The 12,365-nt window shown below is 62.3% G+C and carries 13 protein-coding genes; 11 read left to right on the top strand and 2 right to left on the bottom strand.

Annotated elements, in window-relative coordinates; genetic code table 11:
• Nucleotides 1–129: 129 nt before the first annotated feature.
• On the bottom strand, nt 130–711 hold the full coding sequence (locus BLR13_RS41610; RefSeq protein WP_244525106.1) for a hypothetical protein: 582 nt from the start codon (nt 709–711) through the stop codon (nt 130–132).
• A gap of 293 nt (nt 712–1,004) precedes the next feature.
• Between BLR13_RS41610 and BLR13_RS06170 the strand changes: the two genes are divergently transcribed.
• The 11 genes from BLR13_RS06170 to BLR13_RS06120 all read left to right on the top strand — a co-directional run bounded on the left by BLR13_RS06170 (nt 1,005) and on the right by BLR13_RS06120 (nt 11,128).
• Entirely contained in the window at nt 1,005–1,310 is a 306-nt protein-coding gene (locus tag BLR13_RS06170; protein ID WP_079587965.1) for a peptidoglycan-binding domain-containing protein, read from the top strand.
• Between the two features lie 427 nt (nt 1,311–1,737).
• The gene (locus BLR13_RS06165) at nt 1,738–2,853 is read left to right on the top strand and encodes an AI-2E family transporter (RefSeq protein WP_433994274.1); all 1,116 of its coding nucleotides are present in this window, start codon (nt 1,738–1,740) and stop codon (nt 2,851–2,853) included.
• A gap of 281 nt (nt 2,854–3,134) precedes the next feature.
• Complete coding sequence (gene paaA / locus BLR13_RS06160) at nt 3,135–4,127, top strand: 1,2-phenylacetyl-CoA epoxidase subunit PaaA (protein ID WP_074826484.1); 993 nt, start codon at nt 3,135–3,137, stop codon at nt 4,125–4,127.
• A gap of 21 nt (nt 4,128–4,148) precedes the next feature.
• On the top strand, nt 4,149–4,436 hold the full coding sequence (gene paaB, locus BLR13_RS06155) for a 1,2-phenylacetyl-CoA epoxidase subunit PaaB (RefSeq protein WP_074826487.1): 288 nt from the start codon (nt 4,149–4,151) through the stop codon (nt 4,434–4,436).
• A 155-nt stretch (nt 4,437–4,591) separates the two neighbouring features.
• On the top strand, nt 4,592–5,368 hold the full coding sequence (gene paaC, locus BLR13_RS06150) for a 1,2-phenylacetyl-CoA epoxidase subunit PaaC (RefSeq protein WP_074826490.1): 777 nt from the start codon (nt 4,592–4,594) through the stop codon (nt 5,366–5,368).
• Complete coding sequence (gene paaD, locus BLR13_RS06145) at nt 5,362–5,865, top strand: 1,2-phenylacetyl-CoA epoxidase subunit PaaD (RefSeq protein ID WP_074826493.1); 504 nt, start codon at nt 5,362–5,364, stop codon at nt 5,863–5,865. The genes paaC and paaD overlap by 7 nt, the downstream gene beginning before the upstream one ends.
• Nucleotides 5,866–5,867: 2 nt before the next feature.
• Entirely contained in the window at nt 5,868–6,947 is a 1,080-nt protein-coding gene (paaE, locus tag BLR13_RS06140; protein WP_074826500.1) for a 1,2-phenylacetyl-CoA epoxidase subunit PaaE, read from the top strand.
• Between the two features lie 244 nt (nt 6,948–7,191).
• Nucleotides 7,192–7,644: a hydroxyphenylacetyl-CoA thioesterase PaaI gene (gene paaI / locus BLR13_RS06135; RefSeq protein WP_074826503.1), complete on the top strand. Its 453-nt coding sequence runs from the start codon at nt 7,192–7,194 to the stop codon at nt 7,642–7,644.
• Nucleotides 7,645–7,665: 21 nt separating this feature from the next.
• Nucleotides 7,666–8,997, top strand: a complete 1,332-nt coding sequence (gene paaK / locus BLR13_RS06130) for a phenylacetate--CoA ligase PaaK (RefSeq protein ID WP_074826506.1) — start codon at nt 7,666–7,668, stop codon at nt 8,995–8,997.
• A gap of 72 nt (nt 8,998–9,069) precedes the next feature.
• Nucleotides 9,070–10,059, top strand: coding sequence for a quinone oxidoreductase family protein (locus BLR13_RS06125; protein WP_083387638.1), 990 nt, complete (start codon nt 9,070–9,072; stop codon nt 10,057–10,059).
• 13 nt (nt 10,060–10,072) lie between these two features.
• Entirely contained in the window at nt 10,073–11,128 is a 1,056-nt protein-coding gene (locus BLR13_RS06120) for a YeeE/YedE family protein (RefSeq protein WP_074826512.1), read from the top strand.
• On the opposite strand, the gene BLR13_RS06115 is transcribed toward BLR13_RS06120, so the two are convergent.
• Nucleotides 11,125–12,348, bottom strand: coding sequence for a bifunctional alpha/beta hydrolase/OsmC family protein (locus BLR13_RS06115; protein WP_074831846.1), 1,224 nt, complete (start codon nt 12,346–12,348; stop codon nt 11,125–11,127). The genes BLR13_RS06120 and BLR13_RS06115 overlap by 4 nt on opposite strands.
• Nucleotides 12,349–12,365 lie beyond the last annotated feature (17 nt).

Here is a 12,365-nt window from a genome sequence, read left to right as displayed (position 1 = left end):
AGTCGGCCTCAGCACGGTGGTACATGCTGAGGCCGCCATCGATCGGATGCTGGGGGCGACGCGCATCGGCAGCCCATCACTAGGTCAACACGGCGAAAATGGATCCCGAAGGCTCGCGCCTTCGTTTTATTACTTGCAGGTTTTGTCAGCCGTCAAAGCGGTCTCAGCCGATGCCTTTGTCGGATGAGCCGTACCGACTACTTTCAAGCTGCCGCCTGCGGCAGCTTGGGCCTCGACGATTTGACACTTCATCGTCGCGGTATCTTGAGCCAGGTAGAACGAGGAAGCGCCTGATGGCGGCGCTTGACCGACAGTCTTGGCCGGTTCAGCTGCGAAGGAGGGTGCAGCGAATGCGAGAATAACGACCGTCGCTAAGAGAACTTTCTTCATGGCGTGTACCAGTTGTCGTGTGTCCAGTATTAGACAAAGAGCAAATGGTGTCAGCCGACGAAGGTCCTGGGCGTAGCTCGCAATAAATATAACTGCATGAAAGTGAGCTATATTGACCAGTGCCTCCGAACTCGGAAAGAGCATACTGGCTGCATCGCCGTCCGAACAGGCAGTTTTCGGCGACAGAGAGATCGGTAATGCTCCCGCCCAATACAGGGGAAGCATGATGTCATCTATCCAACGAAATCCATTATACAGCCGTGCGGAGATCGGAATTCTCCCTTGCTCGAAGTGTGGCAAGCCTATGCGATTGGCTTGCATCGAGCCTACTGAACCCGGTCATGAAGTCCGCACGTTCGAGTGCTCGGAATGCAAAACGACTGGGAGCTTTCCAGTTGTGATCTAGTCGACTTTGCGACTGTTGGGTCGCGGCTCTCGCGCCGCAAAAAAAGCCTTCGTCGCGCGGGACTCTATTGCGGACGTCCCTGGCCTGACGGGCTGGAGTAGGCGTTCCACCGCGGACCAGACATGGCGAACAAGACAATCCAGGCTGCATTTGATCCCAAGGTATTTCTCGCCAAGGTGGGAGATGGGAAGACAATGCTTGAGTATGGCTGACCGGTCTCGGCTTCGACATCAAGGTCAACGGACGGTTCGACGAGTCGACCCGGTCCGTCATCACGCGCTGGCAGGCGGCACGCGGCTATCCCAAGACTGGCTTCCTCAACTCGCTGCAGCATCAGGCGCTACTGACCGAGTCCGTCTCAGCGCCGAACGCCAGTCCCAGCAGTAGCGACAAATCCGATGACGACCGGCCGGCCCGTCGTCCCGGTGGGGGTAGTGCGCAACATCACCGCAGTGGTGGCGGTCCAGGTGGACTGATTGGCGGCGTGGTGGGCGGACTGTTCGGACGCAGGTGACCCAACAAATTGTACGGAGCGTTAGCTCTCAAGCGCGTTCGGTCCGCCACATGGGCGTAACGTCGCCTAGGGCACCTTTGAGCCTGAGACGGCGTCAAATTGCGTCGCCCACCTGACATAACGGGTATATGATTGAACTATCTTCGGCGGCTGATTGGGCGCGCCGAGACTGAGAGTGCGGTTGGCTCTCCCGCCCTGCGAGGTCGCCACCAAAACAGCTTGATGCTCAAGTGGTGACATTGAGCGGAGCTTGGGGAACGAAAGTTTCGGTTTCGCACGCCACGTTTGGGGCCACGTAATTTATGCGGGCATCCCGCGCCCGAAGCGCTCCGAGGTCGTTGCTTCGCACACCCGGCTTCCGTTCGGAAGGATAACCCCAATGGTTACCGCCAAACGACCACCACCGGAGCGTCCCACTTTATCGTCGATGCTGGATGTTGATCTGCCGGAGCCGCATGCGGCGGCGACCGAGGCCGCCGACGAGACCGAGATGCCGCTGCCGTCCGATCCGCGGACGTTCTTTCTCGGTGGTTTGTTCGCGTTGGGTGTCTTGGCGGCGCTCTACGTAGCAAGCTCGATCATCCTTCCCGTCGTGCTCGCCTTTATGTTGAACCTCCTTCTTCAACCCGCTGTCCGTCTCTTGGGGCGTTTGCATTTGCCTCGCGCTGTCGGAGCGCTCCTGACCGTCTTCCTGGTCATTGGAGCACTTGTAGGTCTCGTGGCGGCCTTATCGGTACCGGCCACGACCTGGGCTGAGCGGCTGCCCGAGGGCCTACCGCGCCTGGAGGCCCATCTGCAGGTTATAAGCGGCCCAATCCAAGCGTTGCAAAAGGTCATCCAACAGGCCGAGCAAGCTGCAGATGCTCCCCCCGGCCGGGGTTCGATCGTTTCGGTTCGTCGCGATCTTGGCATAACGGGTGCACTTTTCGCAGGGACGCGCTCGGTACTCGATGGCTTGTTTACAACTGTCTTGGTGCTCTACTTTCTCTTGGTGGCGGGCAACATATTCCTTCGACGAATCGTTGAAGTCCTGCCGACGTTCAGCAACAAGCGACAAGCCGTAGATATCTCTCAGCAGATCCAAGAGGACATATCGGGCTACCTGGTCACGATTACGGCCATGAATGCCGCAGTGGGTGCCACGACGGCGGCCGCGATGTATTTTTGCGGCCTGGGAGACCCCTTGTTGTGGGGCGCCACAGCCTTCCTGCTCAACTACATTCCAATTATAGGGCCATTATTAGGGGTCTGCATCTTCGTGCTGGTCGGATTGCTGAGCTTCGAAAGCTTGTGGTGGGCATTGCTGCCGCCGGCCATTTACCTCGGAATTCACCTGGTGGAGGGCGAAACAGTAACGCCCATGTTGCTTGCGCGGCGCTTCACCCTGAACCCGGTGTTGATCATCTTGTCGCTGGTGTTCTGGTTCTGGATGTGGGGCGTGCTTGGGGCGATCTTGGCCGTTCCGATGCTGGCCATCCTGAAGATCATTTCTGATAGGTTGCGCCCGTTAAAGGCCCTGGGACACTTCCTCGAAGGGGAATAGCGACATCGGATGGCCCGTAACAACGGAAACGCTTTTGACGGCTTAGGCTTTACGCAATCGATAAGAGGCTATGTCGCCCATTGGGACTTTTCGGACCTCAGGGGAGGTCCGGTTTAAGTCCGCAAAGCGCCGCATAGCGGAAATGGGTCAAGCTGCGCTCGCGAACCTCGATTTATGAGTACACGGCCTGGCTAGGTCGCGCGTAATGTATTACAGAAATATCTTGCATATTAGAATTTATGTTATATATTTCCTCCCAACAAAACTCCGGGAGGTCGGCCATGTACACGCAAGCGCTCAACACGGCGGATGCTGACATCAGTCACGTCGAGGACGCGACCAGGGCCGCGCAGTTTCAGGCGCGGATCGACGTCGACGAACGCATCGAACCCAACGACTGGATGCCGGCGGCCTACCGCAAGACGCTGACGCGGCAGATTTCCCAGCACGCCCATTCCGAAATTGTCGGCATGCTCCCCGAAGGCAACTGGATTACCCGCGCGCCATCGCTGCGCCGCAAGGCGGCACTGCTGGCCAAGGTGCAGGACGAATGCGGCCACGGCCTCTATCTCTATGCCGCGGCCGAGACGCTCGGCACGTCGCGCGAAGAACTGGTCGACCTGATGCTCTCAGGCAGAGCGAAATATTCCTCGATCTTCAATTATCCGACGCTGACCTGGGCCGACATCGGCGCCATCGGCTGGCTGGTCGATGGCGCCGCGATCATGAACCAGATTCCGCTGTGCCGCTGTTCCTATGGTCCCTATGCGCGCGCGATGATCCGCGTCTGCAAGGAAGAATCCTTCCACCAGCGCCAGGGCTTTGAGATCATGCTGACGCTGTGCCGCGGCAGCGAAGACCAGAAGGCGATGGCGCAGAACGCGCTGGATCGCTGGTGGTGGCCGGTGCTGATGATGTTCGGTCCGCCCGACAAGGCGAGCCAGCACAGCGACACTTCGACCAAATGGAAGATCAAGCGTTTTTCCAACGACGAGCTGCGCCAGAAATTCGTCGACGCCACCGTGCCGCAGGCGCAGTTCCTCGGGCTTTCCATTCCCGATCCCGGCATGAAGCAGAACGAAGCCGGCAACTGGGAATACAGCGCGATCGACTGGAGCGAGTTCAACGCGGTGCTGGCCGGCAACGGTCCCTGTAACCGGGACCGGCTGGCGGCGCGGCGCAAGGCGCACGAGGAAGGCGCCTGGGTGCGTGAGGCCGCGCTGGCCTATGCCGAGAAACGCCGGCAGCGCTCTGCCTTGCAAGCCGCCGAGTAGGGAGCAGAGAAGGAGATCAGCATGGCCACGCCAAACATTCCGCTCTGGGAAGTCTTTATCCGCAGCCGCAACGGGCTGGCGCACAAGCATGTCGGTTCGCTGCACGCTACCGACACCACCCTGGCGCTGCAGGCCGCGCGCGACATCTACACCCGCCGCGGCGAGGGGCTCTCGATCTGGGTGGTGCCGTCGAACGCCATCACCGCGTCGGACCCGTCCGAGAAGGGCATGATGTTCGAGCCCGCGGAGTCCAAGATCTACCGGCACCCGACCTTCTACGACGTGCCCGACGAAGTCGGACATATGTGATCAAGACCCTCATGGTGAGGAGGCGCGAAGCGCCGTCTTTGGACGAAGCTTCGCATCGCCAAGCGAACCATGAGGCCACAGACTTTCCGACAACCCATCCTTCGAGACGCGCGTTCCGCGCTCCTCAGGATGAGGATGAGCAAGTGGATAGCGACATGGCCACCGCCTCGATCAAAGTCTCCGAAACCCCGCTGGTGCTCTACACCCTGCGCCGCGCCGACGATGCGCTGATCCTGGGGCATCGGCTGTCGGAATGGTGCGGCCACGCGCCGATGCTGGAAGAGGACATGGCGCTGGCCAATATGGGCCTCGACCTGCTCGGCCAGGCCCGCGAACTCTACTCATATGCGGCGAAGGTTGAAGCCAAGGGTAACGACGAAGACAAGTTCGCCTATCTGCGCGACGTCAGGCAGTACCGCAATCTGCTGCTGCTGGAACAGCCGAACGGCGATTTCGCGCGCACCATGGTGCGTCAGTTCTTCTACTCGGTGTTCGCCGATCTCTATTGGCGCGCGATGATGAAATCTGATGATCCGACGCTGGCGGCGATCGCGGCGAAGTCGGAAAAGGAAAGTGCCTATCATGTCCGGCATTGCTCGGAATGGATCGTCCGTCTCGGCGACGGTACCGGGGAAAGTCATCGCCGCGCGCAGACCGCAATCGACGATCTCTGGGCTTTCACCGGCGAGATGTTCGCGGTCGACGACAGCGAGCGCGGCCTGATCGATGCCGGCATCGCGACCGATCCGGCGGGTCTGCGCACCCAATGGCTGAAGACTGTTTCCGATGTCGTCGACGAAGCCACGCTGGCGCTGCCGAAAAACGACTGGATGCAGCAGGGCGGTCGCAGCGGCCACCATAGCGAGCATCTCGGGCATCTCCTGAGCGAGTTGCAATCGCTGCAGCGGACGTTTCCGGGGGCGACATGGTAACCGCACTCGCCAACGACAACGATCTGCGCCAGCGCGCCTGGGAAGCGGCGGCGCAAGTGGTCGATCCCGAAATCCCCGTGCTGACCATCGCCGATCTCGGCGTGCTGCGCGACGTTCAGGTTCATGACGGCAGGATCGAGGTCGCGATCACGCCGACCTATTCCGGTTGCCCGGCGATGAACATGATCACGCTCGAGATCGAGCTGGCGCTCGAGCGTGCCGGCTTCGCGCGGCCGACGGTTCGCACGATCTTGTCGCCGGCCTGGACCACCGACTGGATGAGCGAAGGCGGCCGCAACAAGCTTCGGGAATACGGCATCGCGCCGCCGCAGGCGTCGAGTTCGCGCCGTGCGCTGTTCGGCGAGCAGCAGGTGGCCTGTCCGCAATGCGGCTCAACCAATACTGAAGTGCTTTCCGAATTCGGCTCGACCTCCTGCAAGGCGCTGTGGCGCTGCAAGAGCTGCCGTGAACCCTTCGATTATTTCAAGTGTCACTGACCATGTCGCTCGCACCACGCTTTCACCGACTCGCCGTCAACGATCTGCGCCGGGAATCCGCCGACGCGGTATCGATGACCTTTGCGATTCCCTCGGAGCTGACCGACGACTACAGCTTTACGCCGGGGCAGTACCTCACGCTACGCACGACGATGGACGGCGAGGAAGTCCGCCGCTCCTATTCGATCTGCTCGGGCCCCGACGACGGCGAACTGCGTATCGCCGTGAAAAAGGTCGATGGCGGCGCATTTTCGAGCTGGGCTGCGGATGAACTGAAGGCGGGCGACCAACTCGACGTGATGACGCCGACCGGCCGCTTCGGCATCGCGCATGCGCCGGAACAGGCGCGGGTCTATGTCGGCTTTGCCGCAGGCTCGGGCATCACGCCGATCCTCTCGATCGCCAAGGGCGTGCTGGCACGCGAGCCGGACAGCCGCTTCTTCCTGTTTTACGGCAACCGCTCCGCCGGCGGCATGCTGTTCCGCGAAGCGCTGGAAGAATTGAAGGACCGTTTCCTGCAACGCTTCTCGGTATTTCATGTGATCTCGGGCGAGGAGCAGGATATCCCGATCCTGCATGGCCGGCTCGACGGCGAGAAGGTGAGGGTGTTGCTGCGCTCGCTGGTCCCGGCCGCAAGTGTCGATCACGTCTTCATCTGCGGTCCCACCGGAATGAGCGAAGATATCGAGACGACCTGCCGCGAGATCGGTATTGCCGAAGACCGCATTCACGTCGAGCGCTTCGTCTCGGAGTTTGGTGGCAAGCCGCGCGCGAAGAAGGTCGTCGAGGCCTCCGCGCCGCCCAAGGCGATGGCGGCGCTAACCATCGACGGCAAACGCCGCGAGGTGCCCGTCGCCGAGGACGAATCGATCCTCGACGCCGCCCTGCGCGCCGGCATGGACCTTCCATTCGCCTGCAAGGGCGGCATGTGCTCGACCTGCCGCGCCAAGCTGGTCGAGGGCGAGGCGCAAATGGAGGTGAATTATTCGCTGGAGCCATGGGAACTGAAGGCGGGGTTCATCCTGACCTGCCAGGCCCGGCCGGTGTCGGACAGGGTTGTGGTGGATTACGACCACGTTTGATTACGACGTCATTCCGGGGCGCGTCGCAGACGCGAACCCGGAATCTCGAACTTCCGGGTCTGGTCCTTCGGACCATCCCGGAATGACGGAAGAGGAAAGACTCGGGATCGTTGACACCTCCGGTGCTTCGTCCCAACACTGCTAGGCTAGAAGACTAACTGACTACCCACGAGGCCTGATCAACAGGCCCGTACACACAGGAGAGAAACGTCGTGGAATCGTCTCGCCGAGCGGGAACACCGCTATGAACATCGCGCTTTCGCCCGACGACCTCGCGCGCGCCTGCGCGGATGCGATGTGGAAGGAAGACGACGCCAGCAAGGGTCTCGGCATGAAAATTGTCGAGATCAAGCCGGGGCAGGCTGTGATGTCGATGCCGGTGTTGCCGCACATGGTCAACGGCCAGCGCATCGCCCATGGTGGCTTTATCTTTCTGCTGGCCGACTCCACCTTTGCCTTTGCCTGCAATTCGCGAAACGAACGCGCCGTCGCGGCGCAGTGCGACATCACCTTCATTCGCCCGGGCAAGCTCGGCGATGTGCTGGTCGCGACCGCGCGGGAAATTTCGCGCAGCGGCCGCTCCGGAATTTACGACGTCCGCGTCACATCAGGCGAGGTCGTGATCGCCGAGTTCCGCGGCCATTCCCGCACCATCGCCGGCACCTGGCTGCCGGTGGCGGCTGGCGAAGCGAAGTAGAGCAATACGGAGACATGCGCGATGGCTGTGACGAGCATTCAATCCAGGACGACCGGCTATGTTCCCGAACTGGACCAGGCCGAGCGCGCCTCGCGCGACGAGATCATGGCGTTGCAGACCAGGCGCCTGGCCTGGTCGCTGCAGCACGCCTACGACAATGTCGCGCACTACAGGAAGTCGTTCGACGCAGCCGGTATCCATCCTTACGACTTCAAGCAACTTTCCGACCTCGCCAGATTTCCGTTCACCGTCAAGACCGATCTGCGCGACAATTATCCCTTCAACATGTTCGCGGTGCCGCGCGAAAGACTGGTTCGCATCCATGCGTCCTCGGGCACCACGGGCAAGCCGATCGTGGTCGGCTACACCCAGGGCGATATCGATATCTGGGCCGACGTGATGGCGCGCTCGATCCGCGCCGCCGGCGGCCGCACCGGCATGCTGATGCACAACGCCTATGGCTACGGCCTTTTCACCGGCGGGCTGGGCGCGCATTACGGTGCCGAAAAGCTCGGCTGCACGGTGGTGCCGGTTTCCGGCGGCATGACCGAGCGGCAGGTGCAACTGATCAACGACTTCAAGCCTGACATCATTACGGTGACGCCGAGCTACATGCTGGCGATCCTGGATGAATTCAAGAAGCAGCGGCTCGATCCGCGCAAATCGTCGTTGAAGTTCGGCATCTTCGGCGCCGAGCCTTGGACCAATGCCATGCGTACCGAGATCGAGCACGCCTTCGACATGGACGCGACCGATATCTACGGCCTGTCCGAAGTGATGGGCCCCGGCGTGGCGCAGGAATGCGTGGAGACCAAGGACGGCCTGCATATCTGGGAGGATCACTTCTACCCCGAGGTGATCGACCCCGAGACCGGCAAGGTGCTTTCCGATGGCGAGAAGGGCGAGCTGGTGTTCACCTCGCTGACCAAGGAAGGCTTTCCGATCATCCGCTACCGCACCCGCGATTTGACCCGCCTGTTGCCGGGCACGGCGCGGCCAGGCATGCGGCGCATGGAAAAGGTGACGGGGCGTTCGGACGACATGATCATCCTGCGCGGCGTCAACGTGTTCCCGACCCAGATCGAGGAAGCGCTGCTGGCGACCGACTGGTGCGGAGGCCATTTCATCATCGAACTGACGCGGGAGGGACGGATGGACGAGATGACCGTGCTCGCCGAAGCCCGCCACGAACATTGGGACGGCAGCGGGCTTGAGGCGCAAGCCGAAAAGGTCGCAGTCTTCATCAAGAACACCATCGGCATCAGCACGCAGATCAAGGTGGTCGCCCCCGACACGCTGGAACGTTCGCTCGGCAAGGCGAAACGGGTTTACGACAAGCGGCCGAAAGGGTAACCGTTTCTCCCTCACGAACGACAGGTCGGACGTTCCTTGATGCCGGTTGCCCAAAAGCCAGACGCTCACTCAATGACAGTCCAAGCGCGCTGCGTGCGGCTGTCCGCCAAAGTCGCCGACGCCGCTTCGCTGGCGCCCGTGATCGAAACGCATGCGCTGTCGCGCGCCGAGAACGAGCTGCTGATCGAGGTCAAGGCTGCCGCCGTCAATCCGTCGGACGTGAAGGCGGCGACCGGGCTGATGCCTTACGCCGTGTTTCCGCGCACATCGGGCCGCGACTACGCAGGTGTCGTGATCGATGGCCCCCAAGGGTGGATCGGCCGCGAGGTGTTCGGCTCCTCCGGTGACCTCGGTATCCGCCGCGACGGAACGCATGCGACGCATCTTGCGGTCGAAGCCGACGCCGTGGTGGAAAAGCCGAAGGGGCTTTCCTGGGAGGAGGCGGCCGGCATCGGCGTGCCCTTCGTCACCGCGATGGAAGGCCTGCGCCGCGCCGGTATCCCGACGAACGGCGAGACCGTGCTGGTCATGGGCGTCAACGGCAAGGTCGGCCAGGCTGCGACGCAGATCGCGAGTTGGCACGGCGCCCGCGTAATCGGTGTCGTCCGCAGGAACGAGCCGTACGAAGGTCACGCCAATTCGCAGGTCGAGGTTATCGACGCCTCCACAACCGAGGTCGCCACGCGCGTTCGCGAACTGACCGGGGGCAAGGGCGCCGATATCGTGTTCAACACCGTCGGCGATCCCTATTTTGAGGCCGCGCACAAGTCGCTGGCGTTGCGCGGGCGGCAGATCCTGATCGCCGCGGTCGACCGCATCGTGCAGTTCAACATCCTGGAGTTCTATCGCGGCCAGCACACCTATGTCGGTATCGATACGCTCGGCCTGTCGTCGATCGCGACCGGCGCGGTGCTCAGGGAGCTGGGCCCCGGCTTCGCCGGCGGGCATCTCAAGCCGTTTCCAATCAAGCCGAACGCGATCTATCCGCTGCAACAGGCCAAGGCAGCCTTCGTCGCGGTCGCCGGTTCGTCGCGCGACCGCGTGATCCTGCGGCCGGCCTGACAGGAGCGAATTCATGGACTCTGCCAGCATCATCATCCTCTCCGCCCTTGTGATCGGCCTGATCTACGGCGCGGTCGGGCTGCTCTCCGGCTTCTGCATGATGTCGAGCCTGCGCGGCTGGTGGGCGGAGGGCGACGGCCGGCTGGTGCGCACCTACGCGCTGGCGATGGGTGTCGCGGTCGCCGCGACTCAATGGCTAGCGACAGGCGGCTTCGTTGACATCGGCAAGTCGATTTATCTGCAGCCGTCATTTTCGGCGCCGCTGATGTTCTTTGGTGGGCTGCTGTTTGGCTACGGCATGGTGCTGTCGAACGGCTGCGGTTCGCGGGCGCTGGTGCTGCTCGGGCGCGGCAATCTGCGCTCCTTCGTCGTCGTGGTCGTGCTGGCGATTTTCGCGCAGATGACGCTGAAGGGTCTGATCGCGCCGGCGCGGGTCGCGATGGTCGCCGCCTCGCAGGCCGGCGTAAAGGCGAATTCGATTCCGGCGCTGCTGGCCGTCGCGGGCATGAGCGAGATGACGGCGCACATGCTGGCGGGTTGGGCGATATCTTCCGCGCTGATGATCTTTGCTTTTGTGCATCCGGCATTCCGGCAGTCGCCGGGCCAGATCGCGGCCGGTCTCGTGGTCGGCCTGCTCGTCGCGGCCGGCTGGTTCGCGACCGGCTATCTCGGTGCCGATGACTTCAACCCGACCCCGGTGACGTCGCTGACCTTCATCGCGCCGATCGCGGACGCGCTGCAATACGTCATGCTGTCGACGGGATCGACGTTGAATTTCGGGATCGTCACGGTGTTCGGTGTGTTCGCCGGCAGCCTTGTCACCGCCCTGGTCACAGGACGGTTCCATCTCGAGGGCTATCAATCCCCGCGCCACATGCTGCGCTCGGCCGGCGGCGCCGCGCTGATGGGCGCGGGCGGCGTGATGGCATTCGGCTGCTCGGTCGGGCAGGGGCTGACAGGGTTTTCGACGCTGGCGCTGGCGTCGTTCGTGGCCGTCGCCGGAATCATGTTGGGCACCGCCGCCGGCCTTCGCGGCGCGCTGCGGGTGCGACCGCTGGCGGCGGTCTAATCCGCTTCCCTGGTCAAAATCCGCACCTCTGACGTGAGCGTGCGATGCACCGGGCACTTGTCGGCGATTTCCATCAGCCGCTTACGCTGATCGGCATCGAGTGCGCCTTCGATTGCAATTACCCGGTCGATCTGATCGAGCATGCCCTCCCTGGTTTCGCATTCGGCACAGTCTTCGGCGTGGATCTTGTTGTGCTTCAGCGTCACGGTGATGCGTTCGACCGGCAGCGATTTGCGGTCGGCATACATTCGCATCGTCATCGACGTGCAGGCGCCGAGACCGGAGAGCAGAAAATCATATGGCCCCGGCCCGGTGTCCGCACCACCCGCGGCGACGGGTTCATCGGCCAGCATCTGATGCGGGCCTGATGTGACCGTCTGCTGGAATTTGCTGTTACGGGTTTCGCGCACCACGACGTTCCGTGGCCCTTCGGTCGTAGCGGCGACCGGCGCGATAGCGACGGGCTCGATGTAACGCTCGGCCCAGGCCGCGATGACATCGGCGACATAACCGGCGTCGCGTTTGTCGCTCAACAGATGATCCGCACCGGACAGCGAGACGAAACTCTTGGGATGCTTGGCGGCCAGGAAAATGTTGGTGGCGTTGTCGATTCCGACCGTGTCGTCGGTCGGCGAGTGCATGATCAGGAGTGCCTTGTGCAGCCTGGCGACGTGGGCCATCAGGCCGCGCTCCGCGATATCGTCGAGAAATTCGCGTTTGATGTTGAATGGCCGGCCGGCGAGCTGAACCTCGACCTGGCCGTGCGTGCGGATGTCCTCGATGCGGTCTTTGAACAAATGGGTGACGTGCGCGGGATCGGAGGGCGCGGCGATGGTGACGACCGCTTTCGCATCCGGAATTTGGTCCGCCGCGGCCAGGATCGCGGCGCCGCCAAGGCTGTGACCGATCAGGATCGAAGGCGCGCCGCGGGTTTCGCGCAAATGATCGGCGGCGTGGACGAGGTCGGCGACGTTCGACGAGAAGGTCGAGTTGGCGAAATCGCCCTCGCTGGAGCCTAAGCCCGTAAAGTCGAACCGCAGCACCGCGATGCCTTTGGCCGCAAGCGCGGTTGCGATGCGTTTGGCCGCCAGTACGTCCTTGCCGCAGGTGAAGCAATGCGCGAACAGCGCATAGGCCGCTACCTGCCCATCCGGCAGGTCCAGCGCGGCGGCAAGTTGATGTCCACCTTCTCCCGTGAATTGAAAGCGTTCGGTCGGCACCGGCATTCTCCCTGGAT

Origin of the sequence: Bradyrhizobium ottawaense (genome assembly GCF_900099825.1) — a bacterium.
Classification (GTDB): domain Bacteria; phylum Pseudomonadota; class Alphaproteobacteria; order Rhizobiales; family Xanthobacteraceae; genus Bradyrhizobium; species Bradyrhizobium ottawaense_A.
The sequence above is the reverse complement of the archived record's forward strand: the minus strand, read 5'-3'. Positions and strand labels throughout refer to the sequence as shown.